Source organism: Streptococcus oralis subsp. oralis (assembly GCF_002096445.1).
Lineage (GTDB): Bacteria > Bacillota > Bacilli > Lactobacillales > Streptococcaceae > Streptococcus > Streptococcus oralis_N.
In genome coordinates this window covers 415,009-441,372 of the sequence record NZ_NCUK01000012.1, presented here as the reverse complement: position 1 = coordinate 441,372, position 26,364 = coordinate 415,009, and the positions used below count along the sequence as shown (strand labels likewise).

Sequence of the window (26,364 nt, the reverse complement as noted above, 5' to 3'; positions counted from 1 at the left end):
AATTTTTTATTTTTTATGCACCATGAAACCTGTCGCCTGTTGATTGGCCATAATGGTCATATCTGTAATCTGCACACGGCGAGGCTGACCGGTCACATAGACAACTGTATCTGCAATATCTCGAGCTTGCAAGGCCTCAATTCCCTGATAGACGGTGGCAGCACGCTCTTTGTCACCATGGAAACGTACCGCAGAAAAATCTGTTTCGACAATCCCTGGCTGAATGGTGGTCACCTTGATATCCGTTGCAATGGTATCAATTCGCAGACCATCTGAAAAAGTCTTAACTGCAGCCTTGGTTGCTGAGTAAACAGCTGCACCCGCATAGGCGTAGATTCCTGCGGTCGACCCCATGTTAATGATATGACCCTGATTGACTTTTACCATTGCTGGCAAGAAACAGCGAGTGACCGCCATCAAACCTTTAACATTGGTATCCAACATGGTCAGCATATCCAACTCTTCATAGTCTTGATAGGGAGCCAAGCCAAGAGCTAGTCCAGCATTATTGACCAAGATATCAATCTGCCCTATCGTTTCCAAAATATCAGAGCAGACCGTCTTGACCATAGCCATATCTGTGACATCCAGTGGAAAAGTCCAAACTGTTTGATTTGGAAAAGTTTCTGCAAACTCTGACTTGAGGGCCTCTAGTCTGTCTGTCCGTCGCCCTGTTAGAACGACATTCTCCCCCTGCTCCAGATAAGCACGCGCAATCGCTTCACCGATCCCTGAGGTTGCTCCTGTAATCACTACATTTTTTGCCATCTTATTTCCCTCTAGCTGGTCTATCAGATACTGACAACTTCCTAGGCAGTCCAGTGTTTGGCTGGGTCAAATGGAGTTCCGACAACTTGGTCTTCTGATAATTCAATAACCCCACGTTTTTGCGGAGCATTTGGCAAGGCAAGTTCACGAGGACTGCACATCATGCCAAAACTCTTTTCACCGCGAAGTTCGCCTGGGAAAATGAGGTTGCCTTTTGGCATCATCGCTCCAGGAAGAGCTACAATGGTTTTCAACCCAACACGCGCATTAGGTGCTCCTGCCACGATTTGCACTGTCTTGTCACTTGCGACGGCCACTTTGCAGATGTTGAGGTGATCACTATCAGGATGAGCTACCATCTCGACAATTTCACCAACAACAAACTTAGGTTCCTTGTCATTGACAATTTCTTCTGCAAATCCTTCTGCATGTAATTCTTGGTTTAAACGAGCGACTTGCTCATCTGTCAAAAAGACTTGACCACGCTCTGCAATTTCAAACAAACTTGAAACTTCGAAAATATTCCAAGCTACTGTTTCACCATTTTCTTTGAGGAAAACTCGGGCTACCTTGCCTTTGCGCTCCACGTCCAACTTGGCATCTCCGCTATTTTTTACGATGATCATAAGGACATCGCCGACATGCTCTTTGTTATATGTAAAAATCATTGTTTCTCTTTTCTCCTATTTCAGTGCTGCTAAAAAGTCGTTAATTTGTTCCTTGCTTTTACGGTCACGATTGACAAAACGGCCAATTTCCTTATCCTTTTCTAGCACAACAAGGCTAGGGATTCCATATACATCCCAGAGTTTGGCCAGTTCCAGATACTGATCTCGGTCCACTCGGATAAAGGTGAACTCTGGATTGGTCTCCTCAATCTCTGGCAAGGATGGATAGATATAACGACAATCGCCACACCAGTCCGCCACAAAAAGGAAAACCTTCTTGCCATCTTGCTCGACAAAACCTGCAAGCTCTTCTATACTATTGGGAGTAATCATAAGGTTTCCTCCTCATAGACCAAATCTTCATTTTCATAGACAAAGGTATAATGACGGCCATCCTCGAAAATGACTCCTCCGACAAGTCGCTCTAGGCTACTTTCGTAGACTTGAACATAGAGAGTCGCAATCTCTCCCATATCTGAGAAAAGTTCGCGCACGATAGCGGTCAACTCTTCTTGAGTCTTCATCAGTTTGTGGTTATCTGCTGCTTTTTTGGCACCCAAAGCGAGGGCACTTAGACCAGCCACAGTCAAGCCAGTCATCCATAATTTCTTAGCTTTCATACCATTCATTGTAACACAAAAAGGGCTCTAGGACAAATAGGGAAGCCGTATACGAGCAAGGCAATTAAAAAACCTCTGAGATTCTTCTCAAAGGTTCTGATTATGCTAATTACTGTTTTCAACTGCTGCAGTGACAAAGGCAGTGTAGAGTTCTTCTGGACGGTTTGGACGGCTTGACAGCTCAGGGTGATACTGACAAGCCACAAAGAATTTATTTTCAGGAATTTCCACGATTTCTACCAAACGATTATCAGGAGAAACTCCTGAAAAGACAAAGCCTGCTGCCTCAAACTGTTCACGAAAGGCGTTGTTAAACTCATAACGGTGACGGTGACGGCGTTGCACCACTTCTTGATTATGATAAGCAGCCGCTGCTTTAGAGCCACGTTTCAACTTAGATGGATAAAGTCCCAAACGAAGGGTGCCACCCATATCCTCAACATCAACCTGATCACGCATGATATCAATGATAGGATATTTTGTTTCTGGTGCAAGTTCAGCAGAATTGGCACCTTCAAGACCCAAAACGTGACGAGCAAACTCGATGCAAGTCAACTGCATTCCCAAGCAGACTCCCAACATTGGAACATCATTCTCACGCGCATAGCGGATGGCTTGGATTTTCCCTTCCGTACCACGTTGACCGAAACCGCCTGGTACGATGATTCCGTCCGCATCAGACAAGAGCTCTGCTACATTCTCTGCTGTCACATCATTGGCATTGATCCAATTAATCTTCACTTCTGCGTCGTTGGCATACCCAGAGTGTTTCAAGGCTTCAACCACAGAGATGTAGGCATCTTGCAATTCCACATACTTACCAACGAGGGAAATCTTAACTTGTTTTTTCAGGTTCATGACCTTGTCCACCATGGCTGACCACTCCGTCATATCCGCTGCTGGTGCATCTAATTTCAAATGGTCACAGACAATTTGGTCCATGCCTTGTGCCTGCAAATTCAATGGAATTTGGTAAAGGTGTTCGACATCCAAAGACTCGATAACAGCTTCTGGAGCCACGTCACAAAACTGAGCTAGTTTGTTTTTAATTCCTTGACCAGCTGGTTTCTCCGTACGAATGACCAACATATTTGGCTGGATTCCCAATCCGCGCAATTCTTTTACAGAATGCTGGGTTGGCTTGGTCTTCATCTCACCAGCAGCCTTGAGATAAGGAAGCAAGGTTGTATGGATGTACATGACATTATCTGCCCCCACATCTGCCTTCATCTGACGAAGGGCCTCTAGGAATGGCAAGGACTCGATATCTCCAACGGTTCCACCAACCTCTGTGATAATGACATCAGAGTCGGTCGTTAGAGCGGCACGCTTGATTTTTTCCTTCAAAGCATCTGTGATATGAGGAATGACTTGAACAGTTGCGCCAAGGTACTCGCCACGGCGCTCCTTACGAAGAACTTCACTGTAAATTTTCCCAGTTGTCACGTTGGAATATTTGTTGAGATTGATATCGATGAAACGTTCATAGTGCCCCAAGTCCAAATCTGTCTCAGCCCCATCATCTGTCACAAAGACTTCCCCATGCTGGTAAGGACTCATGGTTCCCGGATCGATATTGATATAAGGGTCAAACTTCTGAATAGTCACTTTGAGACCACGATTTTTCAAGAGACGACCCAGACTTGCTGCTACAATCCCTTTCCCAATAGACGATACCACACCACCAGTTACAAAAATATATTTCGTAGACATAGATTCCTCTTTCTAAAATGCTCAAGGTCTTGTTAACTACAAGGGGACATAGAAAACAAGACCCTTATGAATCACGACTTTTCAAGAAAAACTTCCTGAAAAAACAAAAATAGCTCCCTAGTAACTAGGGAGCCCCGACCTCGAAAAGAGGTGCCCGAACAATATGATACCTTAAAGCAGAACATTTGTCAACCCGAATTGGTAAAAGATGAAAAAAGGAGATCATTTTCAGAAAACCAACTAAAAATCCGCATCCAAACGGACAACACGCTCAAGCAACAAAAAAGGAGATCCAGCGATCTCCTTCTTAAGGCATTTTACTCTTCTTCACTTGTTTCAGCGTCATCGTCTGAAAACTCGTCGTCTTCTTCGTTGAGATCCACATCTTCACCCAAGTCATCTGGAGCGATTTCGTTGATTTCTGCATCATAAGCTTCCACTTCATTTTTCTCATCATCTGGATTTTCATCATCATATGAAAGAGCTGGGTCTGCTTCGTACGCATCTTCGTCTTCTGGATCATCTGCATTGTAATCAATGGCATCTGAATCGCCATCCATGAAGGCATTGACACGTTTTTTCTTAGCTTTTGGTGCTACTTCATCGTCATCACTTTCTTCAAGAGCGATGATTTCTTCGTCGATTTCGTCTACACCATACCATGAACGAAGACCCCATTTGTTGTCCCCAAGTGAGATGAAGCTACCGTCAAAGTTCAACTCTGTGTAGAACAAAGGCAAAGCTTCGCGGATATCGCTGTTTGATGTTCCAAGGTAGTTTTGAATTTCGTTTACAAGATCACTAAAATGCATCTCATGATCGCGACCACGAAGTTCCAAGATAGCACGCGCTACCTCAATCATAGATAGTTCACTTTTTTCTTGCCCAGCAAATACTTCTAATTCCAAAGCGTTTCTCCTCATTTTTACTACTATCGCCAGAGCAGACAGACTCTGACCTCATTTTATCATGTACTCTTTATTGTACGATAATTTTGCGGAATAGTCAAAGGTTAAATGGGAGAAAGTGGCAAGACTTTTATTTCTTTGCGACCCAACCGATGGCATCGTGAGGTAGGTTTTCGGTATCAATCCAGATGATATATAAAAATTAAGTTGCAATGTTGTACTTATCAGGTCGGTTCGAACTTACAGAATTTGTAATGTAGTTACCTGCTTTCTAAACATTATCATTTTATAGTTAGAATTAAAACTAAGCTGAAAAACGATTTATAATCGTCTGAACTTTATTTTTATATAGGTCTGAGTGAAAAATATAACTCTCCAATGTATCTCGAGAAGATATACGCCCAATGTGTGAACTAATCAACTCCTCGTAAAATAGTAACTCTACAAAAAATTTCAAAGAATCTTTACCATTAAAAAAAGTTTTAAAGTACTCTATTAGAGTAGTAGGATAAGAAATTTTAATACATGAAATAAAATCCTGTATTTGTGGGTACAACTTAGGGTCAATATCTTCTAAAGATTGGTTTACATATGTGTGTAATCTATCTTTAAAATTAGAACCAGCTAAATTTGGATTTTTACCTTGAATACAACCTTTTATGTCCAATTTTTTTATAAAGTTTGCGAATTTTATTATTTCTTCTTCATTTAATTGGAAAGGTGTTTTTTTCTCTTTATGATATTTTCTGAAAATACGTAATTTCGAACATTCAATCAAAGGATTTAATATTTCTTGTTTATCACTATTTATAAAATGTAATATTTTATCTCTCTGGTCTTTAGGAACGTCATTTGTTATTAATGCAAATTTTAGAACTTTTTCTTCAAAAAAATAATTTTCAAGAGAATAGTAATCGTAATACATTATTTCATCATCTGTTCTCTCTGTTGAACATATAAAATCATAATCTCTATCTAAAAGTAATACGATTTCTTGATTGTCTTTATTTTTATCAAAATACTCCAAAGCAATATCTTTTCCCGAATGATTATTTTTATTTGTCATAATCGTTGTACGAATCGAGAAGTTTTTAGGTATTTTTTCTAAATCTAAATAGTTTTCAAGGACTGTCGCATCTGTAACTCCTTCAACAATTAAAATTTTCTTTGGCTTCGGGAGACCAAAATAATCTTCTGCAATATCATCAATTTCTATAATTTCAGGGATAGCACTACCGATTTTGATTGTATTAACACTCATTTGCTTCCTGCTTTCTAACAATCATAGAATCTACCTCTAACTTATTAAGTATGTACGGAGAGTGAGTTGCTGATAAAATTTTAATATTATTTTTCTTTAAAAGATTTTTTAGGAGCTTACGTTGCCATTTTACATGAAGTGATAATTCAGGTTCATCAATTATTATTAATGAGGGTGTATCTTTGGGGAGTTCAATTGCGGAGTATACTAGAAATGTTATTAATTGTTTTTCTCCTGTAGAAAAATCATTAAATTTTTCTACACCAGTTCCTACTTTTGAAAAATTGAATTCATTTAACTCTGTCCTGTTTAAATTCAATCTATTACCAGAAAAGTCTAATAAGTTTTCTTGAATATAGGCAAAACTTTCTAACTCTGAATTCATTTCTTGACTGAATTTTTTATATAATTCTTGTAAATTTTGAAAAACTTGCATCATCGGTAAAGATAGAATCAGATTCATAACTTCGTTCATTTCTTCTTTCGATTTAGGTTTATTCTCACCTATTTTTTTCATAAATAATAGTTTTTCTTCAAATTGTTTTGCTATATTAGTGAGTTGTTCATCAGATATTCTTAAATCCAAACTATCATTAATATTTTTCAATTGATCTAATATATTTGATCTTTTTGAAAAATTAGAAAATTGGATCTCAAGTTTTTCATTGTTTATACCTAAAATACTGTTCTTAGCAAAGTTTTTTAGTAGGTTATCTAAGCTTTGGGAAGATATTTCATTTATAGTTCTCGTATATTCTCGTAAAATATCTTCAATATCGGTATTAGATATACCAATTACTCTTCTATCTATGGTTCCGAACTTTTTTTAGTTAGTGAACGATCTCTCGTAAAAAAACTTATCATAGAAGGTTCATATAGATTTGTAAAGTATGATTCAATATCTAAATCTATGCGCCTGTATGTTGGAAAATATAGTAACGACTTATTAATTTCTCTTATCTTAGTGTTAAATTTATTTTCGTGAATTGATTCCAACAATTCCAATATAGTTTGACTATCATCATTATAGAGCAAATTTTCATTATACTTCTCATTGTATAGTATTTCTTGATTCCTTTCTATACTTTCGACTGAAATAATACTATTTATACCTGAAGCATTTATCTTTATTTTTAATGAATCTTTTTTAGATCTATAAGTAATAGTCATTTTTTTAAAGTTATTATTATTCTCTCGCTCAATTTTAACTTCATTCATATATTTAAAATCCGATTGAAAGTTAATAAATGCTTTCTCAAAATTGATTTTATAAAGAGCATAATAATTTCCGACCAACACATTATAGATTATATTCAAAATCGTAGTTTTACCATTACCATTGTCTCCAGTAATTATTACAGATCGCTTTGAAAAATCAATATTAACATCCTCTTTATCAAATAGATTATTTATTGTAACGTTTTTTAACATTGTATCTCCATTCATCAAAACATGGCTCATCACCGTGTTTCTTTATTTCACCAACTTCTTCATCTCATCAATACGTGCGACTGTCGCGTCGTATTTGGCTTGGTAGTCGGCTTGTTTGTCGCGTTCTTTTTGGACGACTTCTGGTTTGGCATTGGCTACGAAGCGTTCGTTAGAGAGCTTCTTACCGACCATGTCCAGTTCTTTTTGCCATTTAGCTAGTTCCTTATCGAGACGAGCCAGTTCTTCTTCGACGTTGAGGAGGTCTGCCAGTGGCAAGTAGATTTCTGCTCCTGTGATAACGCTTGACATTGCGAGTTCAGGTGCAGGGATGGTTGATGCGATTTCCAAGTGTTCTGGATTTGTGAATCGTTTGATGTAGTTGACATTACTGTTAAAGAAGGCTTCCAAGTCGCTATCGCTTGTCTTAACAAGGATAGTGATTGGCTTGCTTGGTGCAACGTTTACTTCCGCACGCGCATTACGAACAGCACGAATCAAGTCTTTGAGGCTTTCCACACCAGTGTGAGCCACAAGGTCTTCAAAAGCTGGGTTGACAGTTGGGTATGCAGCTGTAACGATAGAACCTTCTGAGATTTGCCCAAAAATTTCCTCTGTCACGAATGGCATGATTGGGTGAAGGAGACGAAGGATCTTATCCAAAGTGTAAAGGAGAACTGAACGTGTGATGACTTTCTCTTCTTCGTTGTCGCTATAAAGGACTTCCTTGGTCAACTCAACGTACCAGTCCGCAAACTCGTCCCAGATGAAGTTGTAGAGGATGTGTCCAGCTACACCAAACTCAAACTTGTCAAAGTTAGCAGTTGCTTTGCCGATGGTTTCATTGAGGTTGTGGAGAATCCAGCGGTCTGTAACATTTCCAGCTTCTTTGTTGACAACTTTTTCCACATTGGCCGTTGCTTGGTCAAGGGTCAAGCCTTCATTGTTCATAAGGATGTAGCGAGAGATGTTCCAGATCTTGTTAATAAAGTTCCATGAGGCATCCATTTTCTCATAAGAGAAGCGCACGTCTTGACCTGGTGCAGAGCCGTTTGAAAGGAACCAACGAAGGGCATCGGCACCGTATTTCTCGATAACATCCATTGGGTCAATCCCATTACCGAGAGATTTAGACATCTTGCGTCCTTGCTCGTCACGAATGAGACCGTGGATAAGAACGTTTTGGAATGGTTGACGGCCAGTGAATTCCAAGGATTGGAAGATCATACGAGACACCCAGAAGAAGATGATATCGTAACCTGTTACCAAGGTTGACGTTGGGAAGTAACGTTTGAAATCCTCTGAGTCGACATCAGGCCAGCCCATGGTTGAGAATGGCCAGAGGGCAGAACTGAACCAAGTATCCAAGACGTCTTCGTCCTGAGTCCATCCGTCACCTTCTGGTGCTTCTTCACCGACGTACATTTCACCCTCAGCATTGTACCAAGCAGGGATTTGGTGACCCCACCAGAGCTGACGAGAGATTACCCAGTCATGGACATTTTCCATCCATTGAAGGAAGGTATCGTTGAAACGAGGTGGGTAGAATTCAACCTTGTCTTCTGTATCTTGGTTGGCAATGGCATTCTTAGCCAATTGGTCCATCTTGACGAACCATTGCGTAGACAAGCGAGGTTCAACCACAACACCTGTACGCTCTGAATGACCAACACTGTGAACACGTTTTTCGATTTTAACGAGGGCACCGATTTCTTCCAACTTAGCAACGACTGCCTTACGAGCTTCAAAACGGTCCATACCTGCAAATTCGAAGGCCAAATCATTCATAGTTCCGTCGTCATTCATGACATTGACTTGTGGCAAGTTATGACGTTGACCAACCAAGAAGTCGTTTGGATCGTGGGCAGGTGTGATTTTCACGACACCAGTACCAAACTCAGGATCTGCGTGCTCATCCCCAACGATTGGGATGAGTTTGTTAGCGATTGGAAGAATGACATTTTTACCAATCAAGTCCTTGTAGCGTGGGTCTTCTGGATTGACTGCAACGGCAACGTCCCCAAACATGGTCTCAGGACGAGTTGTCGCAACTTCAAGGGCGCGTGAGCCATCTTCCAGCATGTAGTTCATGTGGTAGAAGGCACCTTCGACGTCCTTATGGATAACCTCAATATCAGAAAGGGCTGTGCGAGCTGCTGGGTCCCAGTTGATGATAAATTCACCACGGTAGATCCAGCCTTTTTTGTAAAGGTCCACAAAGACCTTGCGAACGGCTTTTGACAAACCTTCGTCGAGGGTGAAACGCTCGCGAGAGTAGTCTACAGAGAGCCCCATCTTGCCCCATTGTTCCTTGATGGTAGTAGCATATTCGTCTTTCCATTCCCAGACTTTATCGAGGAATTTTTCACGACCCAAGTCGTAACGACTAATACCCTCACCGCGCAAGCGCTCCTCAACCTTAGCCTGAGTGGCAATCCCCGCGTGGTCCATCCCTGGAAGCCAAAGCGTATCGAAACCTTGCATCCGTTTTTGACGGATGATGATATCCTGTAAAGTCGTGTCCCAAGCGTGACCAAGGTGGAGTTTACCAGTTACGTTTGGTGGTGGAATGACGATAGAATAAGGCTTAGCCTTTTTATCGCCTGAAGGCTTGAAAACATCGGCATCAAGCCATTTTTGGTAACGACCAGCCTCAACTTCGGCTGGATTGTATTTAGGTGAAAGTTCTTTAGACATGTGTTTTGCTCCTTTTATTTTTTTTAGTATTTAAATTTATTATGTATTTATGGTAATAAGTGTAAAATTCGATGACTTTTATTAATTTGCTAAAAAACCAGTTGTCTTTTCTTTTATCCACAATTCTTCTCAACATCTTGAAATGGTTATACAAATATATTAGCGACAATACTATTACAAAAACAAATATTAAAGCCATCATAAATAAACCAAAAGTTTTCAGCCTTATATTCGCTCTATCTAATACACTTATACCTTTTTCTTCAAACAAACCTGAAATTATTAATACTAGGTAAATCAACGTTGTAACTAAATAAAAAATTAGCTTATTTCTTTGCCAAATGTAGTTCAGTTTTTTGGGAATTTTACTAACTTCTTCCCCCTTATTAAGTAGAGTTACAAAATCTTTCGAATTAATAAAATTCCATATAATCATCAATCCTGATACCAGTGCCCACCAACCAATATCAAACACTCCTATTAAATATACCAAAGGAATTGCAACTATAATAAGTAATAATAAAACCCATATTTTCAATCCAACAATAATTGACAAAACATAGAAATATAATCTGATAGTTATTATCAATATAATCAAATTTGTAATACCAGCACTGTTTTCTACAATAATCTTTGGCAAAATGTTTAACATCTTGCAGAATCGATATATGGTACTTGTTATTACCGTTAAAGAAATTGTATATTCAAATTCTCTAATTAACGAAATAATTTTTTTATAATCTACACTCTTTTTAATATTTTCAACTTTCATTGGTTTATATTTAAAAATATAAAACAATGATGAAAAAAAGTAAATCAACATCACCAATATATTAAAGAAATTATCCTCTTTTAAAGAAATATTAAATGAAAATAAATTATTTAAAATATATACAAATATTAATATCAAACAAAGAAAACTTTGAAATTTTCCTATATGACTCAAAAACATACTAATGCTCTTTTTCATTTCTTTTCACTCTCCCACTCACTCTTCAGCAAGCCATATCTCAAATCATCACAGCGATTGCCTTGAGCATCTTTGCGGTCCCTTATGCGTGCTTCAAGGGTGAAACCAAGCTTCTCTGCGACTCGTTGACTTTGAAGGTTATAACCAAAGCAAGTCAGCTCAATCTTGTGAAGGCCCAGTTCTTTAAAAGCTAGGTCAATCAAGGCACGTGCCGCCTCTGGAACATAACCTAGACCCCAATAGTCTGGATGTAAGATATAGCCAATCTCCAAGACATCATCCTCGTGACGACGAGGGAAATCAACAGAGCCGATGACCTTATCGGTTCCTTTAACGACAATTCCATAGCCCGCTGGGAGATTGTCCTTTTCATTGCGCTCAGGAAGGATATGCTCTAGATAATAAATCTCATCTTCCAAGGTCTTGACGGGAGGAAAGCCTGCTGGGTAGGCGACCTCTGGCAAACTAGCGTAGGCATGAATATCCTCTGCATCAGCTATTGTACGGACGCGCAAGAGGAGCCGATCGGTTTCTAATCGTTCTGGTAATTGTGCTTGCTCCATCTTCAACCCTCGCTTCCCATAAAAAAATGCCCCTGCCATATCCATGACAGGGACGAATGTGTTTATCCGCGGTACCACCCAATTTCGGGCAGTTGCCCGCAACTCTCGTCTTTAAAACAAAAAGACACTTTTATTTTAATTTTTCATCCATTAGCAACCAGTTTCGACACATTTGTGGACTTCTCAACACCGCCACTTTCTGTAAAATGTGGGACTCAAAACACCTCTAATGGCTTTATTTTAACAAGTTTTTGACGGAAATGCAAGGGGCAAGAAAGATTACTTGAACTTGATGCCGTTTTCTTTTAATTTCTTGATGGTAGCTGGACCGATTCCTTTTAAGGCAAGGAGTTCTTTTTCTGTCCAATTTTTGAAATCAGTAGTAGACTTGATTCCTTCATCGTAGAAAGTCTTGGCACGGTCGACTGAAAGTCCACCTAGGTTGGCTGCGAATTCTTCTACAGAGCTTGTAACTTTTTGAACTTGCTCTTTAGTTGCTTCTACTGCTTGTTCCACTTTTTTAGAGACAACTTTCCCTGCTTCGCTAGCAGATTTTTCTGCATGTTTCACAACTTTTTTTGTTTCTTCGACAACCTTGGTCACCGTACTTGAAAATGCACCTGAACGACGAAGGCTGTTTCGTAATTGTTTTTTCCGTTGGAGTTTCTTTGACATGATAAAATCCTTTCAATAAAAAATCCCTGTTCTGACAAGGATTTAATAAAGATATTCTATCAAGATTTTGGGAAAAAATCAAGAAAGGAAACGAGATTGCTCCTAAAAATCTAACCGTTTTTTCTTTCAATCTAATTTGACAATGATTCAACTTCTTGATAAAATATGCAGTAATGTACAAGATTGATTCACGTAAAAAGCTAATAAGGAGAAGAATATAAATAACGAAAGTTACTTTGATGGTGGTCTTTTGAGCTACGTTGGATATGCTATCCTAGCCATGCTTATCATAGTTTTTACTATTGGAATCGCTACGCCTTGGGCAGTTTGTATGATGCAAAACTGGAAAGTCAAGCACACTGTCATCGATGGGCGTCGCCTCTATTTTGACGGAACAGGTTCTCAATTATTCGGGAACTGGATCAAGTGGTTCTTGCTCACCATCATCACTTTGGGCATCTATTCATTCTGGTTGCATATCAAAATGGAACAATGGATTACCAAACACACACATCACGTATAAACAGAAAAAGTGCGTTCATACGCACTTTTTGATTTGCAACGATTAATAGTTTCGCTCACCAAACAAGCCTTCTGGCAAGTCATGGAATCCCTTGCCTGCCTTGAAATTTTCAAATTTACCAAGCAAGAACTGGTAGGCATCCAAGCGACTTTCGTAGCGAATCATGGCATCTTTGGCGCGCTCATCTTGGTCTTCTTCGTAGACTTTTTGACTTTCCTTGTGCGCCATGTCGTTGATCATGATCTGGGTATTGACCCAGGCTTCAAATTCCTTCATAAATTCCTGTTCGTAACTCATTGATTCTCCTTATTCTAATCCACGAAAATAGTCCGTATCAATCTCTCGGTAGGGCTGGATATCCTGAACATACTCTAGCACGCCTTGGAATTCTCCGTTTTCATCGTGTACCGCAGCATAGGTGATGTGGACAAACTTGCCTCGCGACTCTGACTTGAACCACATTTCATATTTGTCCTTGACTCCTTCACGAAGACCTTTCATAACGGCCTTCACCTTGTCTAGATACTTGGGCGGATGGCAGAGCTCTACATTGCGCCCGACTTGGGACGGCGTCCGTTTAAAAATCATCTCATCAGCTGGCGCATTGTCATTGTAATACTGGAAAATATCGTCTTTATTGACAAAAGTAATCTCCATAGGGAGGTGATTGAGGATGAGGTTGGCCTGCTCGACTGATAGATAGCCATTGCCAAAAGCCTGTTGGCTATGGCGGTCCAGCACTGCTTCCTTTTCCTTAGGGGTAAAGGTAATAGTAAACTGACCTTCTGGTGTATCAATAACTTGCTGAACTTGACCTTCTGCCGTGTCTAGTTGTACTGGCTCCTCTGCACTCTTTTCCTCAACGAAACTCTGTCTTTCCGGAATCCACTTCTCTGACGGACGGATGATGGCATAGCCGTAGGCATCGCTCTCCTCCGCAATCTGAATCCAGTCATCCTGAGTGAAGGACTCAAGAAGAATCATGAGAAGGATAGACTCTTCCTTAAAAATCATACTTTCAAACTCTGTCGCAAAAGCTTCAAAAGTTTCCTTTACAGTGCTAATTGGAACTTCTGGTAGTGCCTTAGCCGTCGCTAGAGCTGTCTGAAAGAGTTCCCTGATCTGATCATCCACTCCCCACATGACCTTAGGGGGTGAATCATGACCATAGCGCTCCATGATGGGGAAAAAGAGCTCTTCCTTGCGTTGGTAGTGAATATCAAATTGCCCCAAAAGCCCCATTTGACGAACCAAACCCTTACGCATCTCTGCCATCATTTCCTCGTCTTCCATAGACTCATAGGTATCTAACAATCTCCGAATGCGAATCAATGCTGCACGGAGAGCCAGATTTTCATCCTTGAAGACTCGAACTGGGTGACCTGGATGCTCAGTATCCTCTACTTCGACACCCTTAACAGCATTTTTAAAAAGATTAGCATGGACATCGCAGAGTTCCATGACATCTTCAAAGGTGACACCCGAGTCTGAGTTCATCAGCTCGTGCTCCATGAGGGAAATCTCAATGGCCGACACACCTGTAAAGGTCGCATCAAAGCGCTCTTGAACCGACTCAGGAGAAGCGCCATTGTGCAATTCTAACAAAATATCCCGTAGGATATGAATCCGTTCATCTGCCATTAGTCCAATCCAATCACTTCGTAGCCATTTGCTTCCAGCGTGCGGACAATCTTGTCCATAGGAGTTCCTTCAAGCTTAGAACCCTGCTTAAGCGATACTTTGCGACCGACTGTGTTGCGCATCAAGGGATTAGCAAGAGGTTTAAACCCCAGCTCCACTAAGATTTCCAAGACTTCTGGATGCTTGTCCACCACTTCTGCAACGGGAATTGACACATCTATGATATTGTCCATGACGACCTCCGTGTATGTTCTAATACTCTTCAAAAATCAAATTCAAACCACGTCAGCGCCACCTTACCGTACTCAAGTACAGCCTGCGGCTAGCTTCCTAGTTTGCTCTTTGATTTTCATTGAGTATAAAATGATTTTACTGCTTATATTATACCATATGGGAAGAGATTAAAAAACTAGCAGTGGAATTCCTGCTAGTTTCTTTCATTTCAAGTTATTCCTTATCCTCTGGTTTTGCGAGCCACTGGGCGACATCTATCAGTTTATCAGCAAGCAGTACTTTCCCGAATCCTACTAGAGCATTGTCGTCTTTTTTCATGTTCTTCAGAACTTTGACGCTTTGCATCACAAAAAAGTAATTCCCGTAAGTCTTGGCTAGAATTTTTATGAACCCCATATTACCTTCCCTCGTCTAACTGCAGTTTCTAGCTGATTGCTATACCAGACTAGCTAGTTATTGATAAGAAATCATTTCATCTCACTCTTTCCAATTTCTATACTATCATACAAGCTGAGTTTTATAAAGCTTTTTAACAATTTTTTACTCTAGAAAGATTCCCCAGTATTTTTTATTGCCATTTCTCCACCAAAAAAGAGGGTGTCCCCTCTTGCTTAATTCTTATCCAGATTGCGTAGCATTTCGTCAATCTTGTTTCCATATTCAATGGATTCGTCTTTGACGAAGGTTAAATCTGGGATTTTGTACAATTTCAAATTGCGACCAAGTTCACGTTTGATAGTACCAGTTGCTTTTTCAAGCCCGATTTGAGCTTTTTGATTATCCGAAGCCAGGTTACTCAAAATGGTGTAGTAAACCTTGGCAACAGACAAGTCACCCAGCATCTGAACATCTGTAATGGTCACACCTTGGACACGCGGATCACGGACTTTCTTTTGCAAAATCTCATTGACTTCACGCTTGATTTCCATGCCCACACGATCCGTACGGAAATGATTTGCCATGATATTCCTTTCTCTACTTTGAACCAAAAGCTAGGCCAGCAGACCTAGCTATTTCTAGAAGATAGAGGAACTAGAGCCATTTGAATCTAGGAAACAAGCCTTAGATAGAACTAAGGGTTCATCAAGACGCTGTTGACGACGAGTCAAACTGGCTATCGTTTCTCTATTATCTCTTGATTTCTTCCATGACGTATGCCTCAATCACATCATCCATCTTGATATCATTGTAGCCATCAATCATGAGACCACCTTCACGGCCGTTCGTAACTTCTTTGACGTCATCTTTATAGTGTTTCAAGCTTGCAAGTTCACCATCATAGATAACGACACCGTCACGGATAACACGGACTTTAGAGTCACGGGTAACTTTACCACTCGTAACCATGAATCCACCGATGGTTCCCACTTTAGATACCTTGAAGGTTTCACGGATAACTGCCTCACCGATGACTTTTTCTTCAAATTCTGGGTCAAGCATCCCTTTCATGGCTTCTTCCATCTCTTCGATAACCTTGTAGATAATGCTGTGGAGACGGATTTCTACATCATCTTCTTCTGCTTGTTGACGAGCTTGTGGTGTAGGGCGCACGTTGAAACCGATGATAAAGGCATTTGAAGCTTCTGCAAGAGTCACATCAGATTCGTTGATGGCACCGACCGCTGAGTGAACGATGGTAACTTTGACACCTTCTACATCGATCTTTTGAAGTGAGGCAGAAAGGGCTTCAACTGAACCTTGGACGTCGGCCTTGATGATGACATTAACAGACTTGAGCTCACCTGCTTTAAGCGTATCAAAAAGGTTTTCAAGGCTGACACGTTGGGTTACTTGACGTTGCTTCATAAGAGCACGTTTCGCACGTTCTTCACCTGCTGCACGCGCAGATTTTTCATCTTCGTAAACAGCAAAGTGGTCACCCGCCATTGGTGCTTCGTTCAAACCTGTGATAGATACTGGTGTTGATGGTCCAGCAACCTTAACACGACGACCAAGATCATTGGTCATGGCACGGACACGACCGAAGGTATTTCCGACAACGATTGGGTCTTGGACATTCAAGGTACCTTGTTGCACAAGAAGGGTTGCGACCGCACCTTTTCCTTTATCCAAGCGAGCTTCGATAACAGTACCGATAGCACGAACTGTTGGGTCTGCTTTGAGTTCTTGGATTTCAGCCACAAGAAGGACTGTTTCCAACAATTCTTCGATATTTTGGTTGAATTTAGCTGAAATTTCAACAAATTCAGAATCTCCACCCCAAGCTGTTGACATGACACCATGCTCTGCCAATTCACCGATAACGCGTTCTGGGTTGGCACCTGGTTTATCAATCTTGTTGATAGCCACGATAATTGGAACGTTTGCCGCTTTTGAGTGGTTGATGGCTTCGATAGTCTGAGGCATAACCCCATCGTCGGCCGCTACAACCAAGATGGTAATATCGGTAACAGATGCACCACGCGCACGCATAGAAGTAAAGGCCGCGTGTCCTGGTGTATCAAGGAAGGTGATCTTCTTGCCATTTTCCACGATTTGGTAGGCACCGATATGCTGAGTGATACCACCTGCTTCACCTGTCGCAACACGAGAGTTACGAAGGGTATCCAAGAGGGTTGTTTTACCATGGTCAACGTGTCCCATGATGGTTACAACTGGTGGACGCTCAACCAATTCATCTTCATTAAGATAGCCATCTTCGACAAAGAAACGTTCGATGTCCGCATTGTCCACTTCAACCTTTTGTTTGGCTTCGATACCGTAATCCACCATGAGGAGTTCAATTGTTTCTCCATCCAAGGATTGGTTTTGTGTGGCCATGACACCCATCATAAAGAGTTTCTTAACGATTTCAGCTGGTTCACGTTTGATACGTTTTGCGATTTCCGCAACAGTCATACCATCTGTATACTCAAATTCTGTTGGCAATTCATGGAACTTACGCTCTGTAACAGGCTTTGGAGTCTGGTTACGGTTGTTTTGCTTGTTCCCTTTTTTATTTTTCTTGTTGTTATTCCAGTTACTATTTCTTTGATTTCTCACTTGATTCTGACTACTTCGATTCTTTTGTTGTTTTCTAGGACCATCTTCTTCGTGATCATAATCATCACGTTCTTTGTCTGGTCGAGCTTGTTTTTTACGACGTGTATCCACTGGCGCTTCTTTCGCTACAGGAGCCACTGTTACTGCTGGCTGCGTTTGTTCAGCTAGCTTAGCAGCTTCTTCAAAGATTTCCTCTGGTTCCTTGCGTTTATTAGCTTGAGCCAAGGCTTCTTTGGCAGCTTGCGATTGTTTGAAGCGCTCCTCGCTTGAGCGTGCGTACTCTGCATTTTGCTCTGCTTTTAGGGCTGCTGCACGGGCTTTAAAGTCAACACGTGGACCAGCTTGTTTTGGCTGGAAGTCTTGTTGCTGACGGCGATCATTGCCACGATTTCCTTGACCTTGTGGTTTTTTCCCTTGGTCGTTGAATCGGCGATTGTCGCGGTTCCCTTGACCAGGTTTACCACCATTACGGCCGTCATTTTTCTGACGGTTGCCGTTTTGTTGTTGGTCACGGTTGTTGCCCTTGTTTTGTTTGCGTCGCTCTGCCTGCTCTTTGGCACGCGCCTCACGCTCCGCCTTGAAGTTTCGACTCTGTGGTCTTGCGGCCACTACTTTTTCTTCCTTAGGAGCTGCAGGTGCAGCTGATTTGCTTTCTTCCTTAGCGACTACTGGTGTAGCTGATGCAGGCTTTTCCGCTTTCTTTTCTACACTTGCTTTTGGTGTCGCAGGTTTTGCTTCTGCTTTCGGAGCAGCTGGTTTAAAGCTAGCTGCGATTTGTTCAGCAGCAGTAGCTTCCACGCTCGATGAGTGGCTTTTCACATCCAAGCCCAACTCTTTTGCACGCGCTACAACTTCTTTACTTTCTTTTCCAAGTTCTTTTGCGATTTCGTACAATCTTTTCTTAGACAAATCATGTCCTCCTCTTCTATTCCATAAGAGACCTCATTTTCTTTGTAAATCCAGCATCTGTCACAGCCAAAACCTTTCTCGATTTTCCGACTGCTATGCTTAATTCCAGTGTTGAAAACACGGTTATAACTTCTACTTGATAATAGTCACTTTTATCTTGAATCTTCTTGGTCAGATTGGGACCAGCATCATTGGCTAAAAAGACTAGCTTGGCTTTCTGATCTTGGATGGACTTGACCACCAATTCCTCACCTGATATGATCCGGCCTGCTCGTTGAGCAAGTCCCAAGAGATTGCTTATCTTTTGCTTATTCAAGTCCTAACTCTCTTCTTTTCACTTTGTGATCCACATAGGCGATCAACTCGTCATAAAAGCTTTCTTCCACTTCCATGTTAAAGCTGCGGTTAAAGACTTTCTTCTTTTTTGCCTCTAGGGCTTCTGCATTGTCTAGCTTGATATAAGCGCCACGGCCATTGGCCTTGCCTGTCGGATCGATAAAGACCTGTCCTTCTTTGTTCTTGACAATGCGGAGCAAATCACGCTTATCAATCACTTCATTGGATACAACAGACTTGCGCAAAGGGATTTTTCTTGTTTTCATCTTTCCCTCCTCTAGCAGCTTTTATTCTTCGATCAATTCGTCCGCAGCTGCGTAATCCACTTGACCTGCTTCTTCCATAGCTTCAAACTCACTGGCAGACTTGATATCGATACGGTAACCCGTCAAGTGAGCTGCCAAGCGAACGTTTTGTCCACGACGACCGATGGCAAGAGAAAGCTTATTATCAGGAACAACGACCAAGGCACATTTGCTGTCATTTTCATCAAAGATAACTTGGTCAACCTCTGCCGGTGCGATAGCATTGTAGATAAACTCAGCTGGATCCGCTACCCACTCGATAACGTCGATGTTTTCTTCAACAGGAATCATACGATCGCTCTTGGCATCGTAACGAGCTGGGTGGAATTTGCTGGTGATTTTCTTGATATTGGCACCACCACGTCCAACGATTGTCCCGATAGCGTCCACGTTTGGATTGTGGCTACGAACGGCTACTTTCGTACGGTCACCAGCTTCACGGGCTACGCTCATGATTTCAACAGTTCCATCGTACACTTCTGGAATTTCTTGCTCCATCAAGCGTTTAATCATTTCTGGATGGCTACGGCTAACAAATACATTGACACCACGAGGGTTATCTTCAACCTTGTAAACGTAGACTTCGATACGGTCGTGGGAAGCAAAGACTTCTCCAGGGATTTGGTCTTGTTTTGACAATTGGGCTTCTATGCTGCCAAGGTTGACATAGATAAAGCGGTTATCAAATCGTTCTACTGTACCAGACATGATTTCTTGTTCATGTTCTTTATAAGTATTGTAGGTGATGGCACGTGTTTGCTTGCGCATTTTTTCCATGATGGTTTGTTTAGCAGATTGGGCTGCTACACGACCAAACTCAGCTGGTGCTTCTTCAAACTTGATTTTGTCACCAAGCTCATAGGCTGAATTAATGGCAAGGGCATCTTTCAAGCTAATTTCCAAACGGCTATCAAATACTTCATCAACCACTTCACGAACAGTATAGACAGTAAAGTCACCTGTTTTTTCATTGAAGTCGATGGCTACGCTGTCAGATTGACCATAGCGTCTGCGATAAGCGGAACGAAGCGACTCTACTACTGCGTCGATGATGTCTTCTTTTTTGATTCCCTTGTCTTCTTCCAAAATGCGGAAGGCCTCTAGCATTTCTTTACTCATGTTCTTTTTACTTTTGAATCCTCAAAAGCTATCCTTTCTTTTCTATAGTTTTACTGCTAAACGTGCTTTTGATACTAAACTGTATGGAATTTGGACGGTTTTCTTACGTGTCTTGTCCATATACTCCATAGTCAACTCATCCCCTTCAAAGGATACTAAGGTCCCTTCAAAGACTTTTTGCTTATCAATGGCTTGGTAGAGCCCGACATGGATGTATTTCCCAACCGCTCCAGCGACAGCATCCTTGGTTTTCAAAGGACGTTCCAAGCCTGGACTGGTGACTTCTAGGAAATATTGTTCTGGGAAGGGATCGGGCTTGATGGTGTCTAGGACAGGACTAATGATTTCTGTCAAGTCTGCCGTGTCGTTCAAGGTAATTCCTTCGGGTTTATCTACAAAAATACTGAGAATCATGTCACTGCCAATCTTTCCATACTCGATATCCACGAGCTCGAAAGGCGCTTGGATGACAGGTTCTACAACTTCTCTGACTAATTCTACGATTGTTGCGATTGCGTCCACCTCCTCATAAGCAAGAGGCGAAGATATTTCCCCGCCTCTCTTTCTCATATTCTTACTATCAGTATAGCACGTTTGTCAATTTATGTAAAGCATTAGCACTCAAACAGCTGGTTTTCAAGCTATTTCTTAAAATTCTGCCTCAACTCGGTAGATCACTTGACCTTTGCTGGAGAATTTTTGCTCATATTCTGTCATGACATTGCCTTCAAAATCACTGGCATGCAAGTCTAGCCAAACACCATTGAGTTTCATCCCATACTGAGAAAAGCTCACTAGGCTGTACTCAAATAAGCCACGGTTATCTGTCTTGAAATGGATTTCCCCATTCTCAGGCAAGATGCGCTTGAAGGTATCCAAGAAACTCTTGTAAGTCAAACGACGTTTTTCATGGCGTTTTTTAGGCCAGGGATCTGAAAAGTTTAGGTAGAGACGATCAATCTCCCCGTCTTCAAAGTAGTCGGTCAAATCTGAACCATCTACCCACAACAACTTGATATTGGGGACTCCAACTTCAAGCACCTTGTCCAAGGCATAACTCAATACCGACTTTTGGATGTCAATCCCGATGTAGTTGATGTCAGGATTTTGCTTGGCCATTCCAGATACGAAGGCCCCTTTCCCACTTCCAACTTCAACATGAATAGGATGATCATTTCCAAACAAGTCTCGCCATTTCCCCTTAGCTTCCAAGGGATTGAGGACAACATACTGGGGATTGGCCTCTAGTAATTCTGTCGCTCCTTTACGATTTCTAACTCTCATCTCTTCTTTCCATACTTATCACGGAAGACGCGCAAGGCATAAATCTCCCGGTTTACATTGTCTAAATCTTGATTTTCACAGTATTTGGCAATCTGGTTCAAGTAAGAATACTGACCATACCAATACAATTTATCTAACACTGTCTGATTGTACTTATAGCCATAGTCTCTCAACCATTGGCGCCACTGATAATCTGGAATGTAGTGGCATAGCAAATGCGCCACATCAAACATACGATCCGTCAGGCGAACCGAATCCCAATCCACTAGATAAACGAGTCCACTCTCTGTCTCAATCCAATTACTATGGCGAAGATCCCCATGCACAATCGTTGCATGGTCTTCTCTAAAACCTGGAACCGTCTTACCTAGCTCCGCAATCACACTGTTCAAATAGTGATTCTGCTTCAAGATTTCTGGAACTCCATGTTGCCAAGAACGTAGCAAATCAACTGGTGTTTCCATGGTATATCCCAAACGGCTCAACTGCTTCATCAAAGGACGCGAGCGGTGGAGACGGTTCAAGATATTGATAATCTGCTTGCGATTCATATCGTAAGGGGTCAAGATTTTGCCCGTCAGCCATTCCTGAGCACACATATCACTACCATCTGGCAAACGACGAGTCCATAGTAATTGAGGAGCGATTTGTTCTCTGGCTAGGCCAGGTAGGATTGGAGAGGTGTTCATTTTTACAAAGACGCGCTTCCCATCAGGGTAGCTTCCCATATAAGCTTTGCCGCTCTTCCCAGGGATAGGGGTCAGCGTTAGCTCATTATCACCCAAGTCCATTTCTTTCCTCCGTATAAAGTTTCCTTACTATTCTACTAGTTTTTGGTCTATTCGTCAACCAGTCCACACCCGATTCTCAAAGAAAAGCCTCTAGATTGGCTTTAGCCATTATTATGAAAAGAAAAAGGCAAGCATCATCGTCTGCTTACCTTTTCATGATTTTTAGAAATAAGTTAAAAGTGGCAAATTGTTGTAAGACATGTGGACTAGAGTGGAAACCCATAGGTTTTGGCTCTTTTTGTAAGCAAATCCCAGCAACAAGCCCCCAAGTAGATAATAGAAAAACGAAGGCACATCATAAGGTTCATGCATAAAAGAAAAGAGAGAGGAAGTCAGTACAAGCCCTAGCCGAGAATTTTCAAAAATCGCACCTTGCAGGATTCCTCTGAAAATGAATTCCTCCTGGATAGGTGCCAAAACTGTGACACTTACAATAAAGGAAAGCGAAAGTCCGTTACTCGTTTCCTCAAGGTGTTGAGCCGAGGCACCAGAAGCAACTGAGAAAAAAGCATGATAACCTATATTTACTAGCACAGTAAGAAGAAAGGTTCCAATGAATAGCAAGAGCTGTTTCTTGCTTAGAATACCAAAAGAAATCATGTCAAACCATTTCGCATAGCCAAAACTAAGGAAAAGCAAGAGACTCTTTACAACAATGAATGTGTACTGGTGTTGAAAATAATCCCCTTGATTGATGGAATACCCCGCTGCACCAACGATTGCAAATACTAAAAATCCAAAAAACAAGGCATGACATTTATTAAAAATGGTCATAAACACAACCTCTCTCCTTTAAAAGTCGATCAAAATAAGGATGCAAAAATTTTTATTTATGAACTCTTTGTTTCCACTTGATCATACCTGAAGTAATCAAGAGTGCAACAGCTATACGTAATAGATTGTAACTTTCTTCCTCTCCTGTATTAGGTAGTAATTGTTTGCTCAAATGAATGGTTTGGGGGACAGAATCATTCCCCTTAACCTCGGATAAAGGAGTTTGTAACTTATCAGTATTTTCAGAAATCGTCTGAGATGACTCCCCTTGCTTCTTCTTATCTATCATTACCAAATCTTCAGACTGAACAGTTATAGTGTCAGAAGGAGGAATATTATTCTTCAATGGCTCTCTGTTATCACTGTTATTAGTCGAATTTTCCTTTGAATTCTTCACCTCTCCTGTTTTATCATCACGGACACTTCCAGTTACTGTATCCTCAGAAGATGCCACTGTCTCCGTTTGCTTAGGTGAGTTTCTAGAGTACATATAATCATAAACCTGTTGTGCAGTCGCTCCCCCACCAACCCATCCAGATATCGGATGTCCGTTTCTTAAATACAAAATTGTTGGTGTTCCTGGAATACCGACTTTTTTAAATAGAAACTCTCTCGCTTCCCCGTCAAAATCTTTACCATCCAAATCATAATACTCTAACTTCTTTTCAATCAAGTTATTAAATTCTTTCAATTCAGGAGAAAATTGACGACAATGAGAACAAGTTTTTCTACCAAAATATATAGTATGTTCCAATTGATCCTCTGTAAAAGATTGACGAACGGCTTCAATATCTACCTTTTTAAAGTCCGCAACATTCTGTTCATACTCTTCGGGAGTTACAACGGAAGGTTTACGCTCCACATTTTCCGTACCCGATTGCAAATCTGGTGCCACAACAGAACTATCATTAGGCTGGATAGAGGAAGAAGTAGTCTGTTCTTCTGCATATGCAACACCTGTAGTAATAGATGCAAATACAAGTGGTACAAGTAATAGTGATTTTATCTTTTGTTTCTTCATAAGAATACTCCTTTACATTTGATATATTTATCTTACCTTATTTAAGATTACAAATTCATCTAAATCTTAAATGGTCATCAAAACATCTTGAATTGCAAAAACTTCATTAAAAAAGGTAAGCATTTTGAAAACACTTACCCTTTTATACTTTATTAACCTCTACTTTTTATAATACTTCAACCCCCAAATGAGCAAAAGCATGATAATCAAGCATAGAACCACACCAATATAGGCGATTATTTGTTGGTAAGATTCTCCTGCTGTGATACCTCTATACAGACAAATAATAGACATAAAGCCTGTCAAGCCGATGAACATGAGTTGATTGGTTCTAGGACTAACCAAATCATCATCTTCAAACTCTCTTATCCTCATTTCCCTAGTGAGATAAACAGTAACCAAAATAGAAGCTAAATTAATAACCACTAAAAGAAATTGGAAAACTAAGGAAAAATTTAAAAACTGACGAGATAGAAATAGATAAGTGGAGACAAGTAAGGGCAACTGACATAGGAACAATCTCGCAAGGAAGATATTCCGTTTTTTAGCAAGAAAAGTTTTCATTTCTTTTCTTTCTTTTTAATTAAAACAAAATAGATCATAACCGCAATCAGATAGGCTATGGTATAAAATAGATGATACCAAATACTCTCCCTAAGCGGATAAAGAAAGATGGACATGATCAGATACAAGGTTAAAATGATTAATATTTTTTTCTTCATAAGATTTACTCCTAAATGTATGCTTTATCTTAGTTTAGCTACAACCTTTACACTGCTAGTATAGCACTCATTTTGATTTTGAATCACTGAAATCATAAATGATCATCAAAACATCTTGAACAATAACAAGATTTTCATCTATACAAAAATAGTTATACTCAACAACAATCCAACTAAAGAACTAAACACATATAGTTTAAAATACTTTTTGAGATTTCAAACAATACTGACAAAGTTAATAATAAACCTGTGGTAGTATTTCCCAGTTCTACTGCTTTCTAATTTTATAAGTGTATTAATTAAATAATGTATTAGAAAAAACGAACAAGACTGTGTTAATAACCTATCTTATTCGTTTAATTTATTAGACTTGTTCAAGAATTATTTGAAGCAAGATTTGGTTAAACAGTTAATTTTTAATGTTTCAACTAGCCATTAGTTTTTAGTTTTCACCTATTTAAATCAGCTAAAACAATCCTTAATAGCACCTGTATATTATAGTTCCGGAGTTTCAACAAAATACCGAACAAGTCGATTATTCAATTTTTATAGAAGTTTACAAGCACCTTTTAACATGGAACTGGAGGTGCAGGATTCCATGAACTTTTTGGAATGCATACTGGAGGAACATATGGACCAGGTTTTATCATCCCTCCGATACTCTTCAAAATCCCCCAGCCAATACATCCGATATCTCCAATAAAACAGTCATCTCCACCACTAATTGTCTCTAATTCTACTTCATTCAAAGCAATATAATCAATTTTTTTCATTGTTATAATTCATTCCTTTCGTTTTACTCAAGGCACAACACAGAATGAAAAAGTGTTGTGCTCTTTATTTTGTTTTATAATAATAATGAGAAAGCCTATCACTACTACAAATCACGGATAGGTGAATAAATGAGTGGTACAGCCACTACCTCGTATTTTTATAGGTGTCATTCTTTCCATCAAGCACAAGAACTGTGACTAGGAGCACGTAAACTTATAATTGAATAAGCGACTCGTTTGCAAAAGAACAGTTTCTATCCGTACATAGGTCATTAAGTTATATATATTCTTATACAATACAACACTATTATATCTATACACGAACACAGAACCACTGATGAGGATTTTTCCGGCATTGATTCGTAAAATCACCAATTGCTGTATCAACAATTCTACCTACAACATAGCCACCTACCGTCCAAAACACAGCATCGTCAACCCCAAATATTCCTCCCTCTATTCTATCAAGCATTTCATTATCTATAACAGAAAATTGTGACATCATTTTTGTATTCATGACAAATACTCCTTTTTTATTTTTAATTTTTGTCCTGTTGCAACCTTGACAAGTTTAGTATATCATTGTTTGTTAAAGTTTTTCATCCAAATCTTGAATTGTCATCAAAACGTCTTGAATTAGCTTTTCATTTGAAACCAC

At 40.2% G+C, this 26,364-nt stretch carries 31 protein-coding genes; 1 reads left to right on the top strand and 30 read right to left on the bottom strand.

Annotated elements, in window-relative coordinates:
• Positions 1-6: 6 nt before the first annotated feature.
• From B7721_RS03375 to B7721_RS03310, 13 genes are all read right to left on the bottom strand, one after another.
• Positions 7-768, bottom strand: coding sequence for an SDR family NAD(P)-dependent oxidoreductase (locus B7721_RS03375; RefSeq protein WP_084877515.1), 762 nt, complete (start codon positions 766-768; stop codon positions 7-9).
• A gap of 41 nt (positions 769-809) precedes the next feature.
• The gene (ytpR, locus tag B7721_RS03370) at positions 810-1,436 is read right to left on the bottom strand and encodes a YtpR family tRNA-binding protein (RefSeq protein WP_084877513.1); all 627 of its coding nucleotides are present in this window, start codon (positions 1,434-1,436) and stop codon (positions 810-812) included.
• 15 nt (positions 1,437-1,451) lie between these two features.
• Positions 1,452-1,769, bottom strand: coding sequence for a thioredoxin family protein (locus tag B7721_RS03365; protein ID WP_084877512.1), 318 nt, complete (start codon positions 1,767-1,769; stop codon positions 1,452-1,454).
• Positions 1,766-2,065 carry a DUF4651 domain-containing protein gene (locus B7721_RS03360; protein WP_009013775.1) on the bottom strand — a complete coding sequence of 100 codons (300 nt, stop codon included), beginning with the start codon at positions 2,063-2,065 and terminating at the stop codon, positions 1,766-1,768. Before B7721_RS03360 ends, B7721_RS03365 begins: the two co-directional genes overlap by 4 nt.
• A gap of 96 nt (positions 2,066-2,161) precedes the next feature.
• On the bottom strand, positions 2,162-3,769 hold the full coding sequence (locus B7721_RS03355; RefSeq protein WP_084877510.1) for a CTP synthase: 1,608 nt from the start codon (positions 3,767-3,769) through the stop codon (positions 2,162-2,164).
• Between the two features lie 317 nt (positions 3,770-4,086).
• Entirely contained in the window at positions 4,087-4,677 is a 591-nt protein-coding gene (gene rpoE / locus B7721_RS03350; RefSeq protein ID WP_000418415.1) for a DNA-directed RNA polymerase subunit delta, read from the bottom strand.
• Between the two features lie 304 nt (positions 4,678-4,981).
• On the bottom strand, positions 4,982-5,938 hold the full coding sequence (locus tag B7721_RS03340) for a hypothetical protein (RefSeq protein WP_070657185.1): 957 nt from the start codon (positions 5,936-5,938) through the stop codon (positions 4,982-4,984).
• Entirely contained in the window at positions 5,928-6,611 is a 684-nt protein-coding gene (locus tag B7721_RS03335; protein ID WP_239823794.1) for an AAA family ATPase, read from the bottom strand. Before B7721_RS03335 ends, B7721_RS03340 begins: the two co-directional genes overlap by 11 nt.
• A gap of 134 nt (positions 6,612-6,745) precedes the next feature.
• Positions 6,746-7,369 (bottom strand): ATP-binding protein, encoded by a 624-nt coding sequence (locus tag B7721_RS03330; RefSeq protein WP_158085833.1) that lies wholly within the window; start codon positions 7,367-7,369, stop codon positions 6,746-6,748.
• Positions 7,370-7,411: 42 nt separating this feature from the next.
• Positions 7,412-10,063 carry a valine--tRNA ligase gene (locus tag B7721_RS03325; protein WP_084877506.1) on the bottom strand — a complete coding sequence of 884 codons (2,652 nt, stop codon included), beginning with the start codon at positions 10,061-10,063 and terminating at the stop codon, positions 7,412-7,414.
• A complete protein-coding gene (locus B7721_RS03320; RefSeq protein WP_084877504.1) occupies positions 10,056-11,033 on the bottom strand; it encodes a hypothetical protein in 978 nt (325 codons plus the stop codon). The genes B7721_RS03325 and B7721_RS03320 overlap by 8 nt, the downstream gene beginning before the upstream one ends.
• Positions 11,030-11,596 carry a GNAT family N-acetyltransferase gene (locus B7721_RS03315; RefSeq protein WP_084877503.1) on the bottom strand — a complete coding sequence of 189 codons (567 nt, stop codon included), beginning with the start codon at positions 11,594-11,596 and terminating at the stop codon, positions 11,030-11,032. Before B7721_RS03315 ends, B7721_RS03320 begins: the two co-directional genes overlap by 4 nt.
• Before the next feature lie 279 nt (positions 11,597-11,875).
• Positions 11,876-12,271: a helix-hairpin-helix domain-containing protein gene (locus B7721_RS03310; protein WP_084877501.1), complete on the bottom strand. Its 396-nt coding sequence runs from the start codon at positions 12,269-12,271 to the stop codon at positions 11,876-11,878.
• Positions 12,272-12,488: 217 nt separating this feature from the next.
• Here B7721_RS03310 and B7721_RS03305 point away from each other — a divergent pair, with 217 nt between their 5' ends.
• Positions 12,489-12,794 (top strand): DUF898 family protein, encoded by a 306-nt coding sequence (locus B7721_RS03305; RefSeq protein WP_084852247.1) that lies wholly within the window; start codon positions 12,489-12,491, stop codon positions 12,792-12,794.
• 42 nt (positions 12,795-12,836) lie between these two features.
• On the opposite strand, the gene B7721_RS03300 is transcribed toward B7721_RS03305, so the two are convergent.
• The 17 genes from B7721_RS03300 to B7721_RS03215 all read right to left on the bottom strand — a co-directional run bounded on the left by B7721_RS03300 (position 12,837) and on the right by B7721_RS03215 (position 26,223).
• A complete protein-coding gene (locus tag B7721_RS03300; RefSeq protein WP_000119707.1) occupies positions 12,837-13,091 on the bottom strand; it encodes a DUF1912 family protein in 255 nt (84 codons plus the stop codon).
• 9 nt (positions 13,092-13,100) lie between these two features.
• Positions 13,101-14,435 (bottom strand): DUF438 domain-containing protein, encoded by a 1,335-nt coding sequence (locus tag B7721_RS03295; RefSeq protein WP_084877499.1) that lies wholly within the window; start codon positions 14,433-14,435, stop codon positions 13,101-13,103.
• Entirely contained in the window at positions 14,435-14,668 is a 234-nt protein-coding gene (locus tag B7721_RS03290; protein WP_000368739.1) for a DUF1858 domain-containing protein, read from the bottom strand. The genes B7721_RS03295 and B7721_RS03290 overlap by 1 nt, the downstream gene beginning before the upstream one ends.
• Before the next feature lie 214 nt (positions 14,669-14,882).
• Positions 14,883-15,065, bottom strand: a complete 183-nt coding sequence (locus B7721_RS03285; RefSeq protein ID WP_084877498.1) for a hypothetical protein — start codon at positions 15,063-15,065, stop codon at positions 14,883-14,885.
• Positions 15,066-15,280: 215 nt separating this feature from the next.
• Complete coding sequence (rbfA, locus tag B7721_RS03280; protein ID WP_001273601.1) at positions 15,281-15,631, bottom strand: 30S ribosome-binding factor RbfA; 351 nt, start codon at positions 15,629-15,631, stop codon at positions 15,281-15,283.
• A 166-nt stretch (positions 15,632-15,797) separates the two neighbouring features.
• On the bottom strand, positions 15,798-18,581 hold the full coding sequence (infB, locus tag B7721_RS03275) for a translation initiation factor IF-2 (RefSeq protein WP_084877496.1): 2,784 nt from the start codon (positions 18,579-18,581) through the stop codon (positions 15,798-15,800).
• Positions 18,582-18,597: 16 nt separating this feature from the next.
• Positions 18,598-18,897, bottom strand: coding sequence for a YlxQ-related RNA-binding protein (locus tag B7721_RS03270; RefSeq protein WP_084877495.1), 300 nt, complete (start codon positions 18,895-18,897; stop codon positions 18,598-18,600).
• A complete protein-coding gene (gene rnpM, locus B7721_RS03265; RefSeq protein ID WP_000857560.1) occupies positions 18,890-19,183 on the bottom strand; it encodes an RNase P modulator RnpM in 294 nt (97 codons plus the stop codon). The genes B7721_RS03270 and rnpM overlap by 8 nt, the downstream gene beginning before the upstream one ends.
• A gap of 21 nt (positions 19,184-19,204) precedes the next feature.
• A complete protein-coding gene (gene nusA / locus B7721_RS03260) occupies positions 19,205-20,341 on the bottom strand; it encodes a transcription termination factor NusA (RefSeq protein ID WP_084877494.1) in 1,137 nt (378 codons plus the stop codon).
• A 42-nt stretch (positions 20,342-20,383) separates the two neighbouring features.
• Positions 20,384-20,863 (bottom strand): ribosome maturation factor RimP, encoded by a 480-nt coding sequence (rimP, locus tag B7721_RS03255; protein ID WP_084877493.1) that lies wholly within the window; start codon positions 20,861-20,863, stop codon positions 20,384-20,386.
• Positions 20,864-20,989: 126 nt separating this feature from the next.
• On the bottom strand, positions 20,990-21,625 hold the full coding sequence (gene trmB / locus B7721_RS03250; RefSeq protein ID WP_001266088.1) for a tRNA (guanosine(46)-N7)-methyltransferase TrmB: 636 nt from the start codon (positions 21,623-21,625) through the stop codon (positions 20,990-20,992).
• Positions 21,622-22,416, bottom strand: coding sequence for a cell cycle regulator CcrZ (ccrZ, locus tag B7721_RS03245; protein ID WP_084877491.1), 795 nt, complete (start codon positions 22,414-22,416; stop codon positions 21,622-21,624). The genes trmB and ccrZ overlap by 4 nt, the downstream gene beginning before the upstream one ends.
• A gap of 162 nt (positions 22,417-22,578) precedes the next feature.
• Entirely contained in the window at positions 22,579-23,190 is a 612-nt protein-coding gene (locus tag B7721_RS03240; protein ID WP_084877490.1) for a CPBP family intramembrane glutamic endopeptidase, read from the bottom strand.
• Between the two features lie 52 nt (positions 23,191-23,242).
• A complete protein-coding gene (locus B7721_RS03235) occupies positions 23,243-24,211 on the bottom strand; it encodes a thioredoxin domain-containing protein (protein WP_084877489.1) in 969 nt (322 codons plus the stop codon).
• Positions 24,212-24,370: 159 nt separating this feature from the next.
• Positions 24,371-24,775 carry an immunity protein gene (locus tag B7721_RS03230; RefSeq protein WP_084877488.1) on the bottom strand — a complete coding sequence of 135 codons (405 nt, stop codon included), beginning with the start codon at positions 24,773-24,775 and terminating at the stop codon, positions 24,371-24,373.
• A gap of 727 nt (positions 24,776-25,502) precedes the next feature.
• Positions 25,503-25,706, bottom strand: coding sequence for a hypothetical protein (locus B7721_RS03220; RefSeq protein WP_038804511.1), 204 nt, complete (start codon positions 25,704-25,706; stop codon positions 25,503-25,505).
• A gap of 313 nt (positions 25,707-26,019) precedes the next feature.
• Positions 26,020-26,223: a Blp family class II bacteriocin gene (locus B7721_RS03215; RefSeq protein WP_038804512.1), complete on the bottom strand. Its 204-nt coding sequence runs from the start codon at positions 26,221-26,223 to the stop codon at positions 26,020-26,022.
• Positions 26,224-26,364 lie beyond the last annotated feature (141 nt).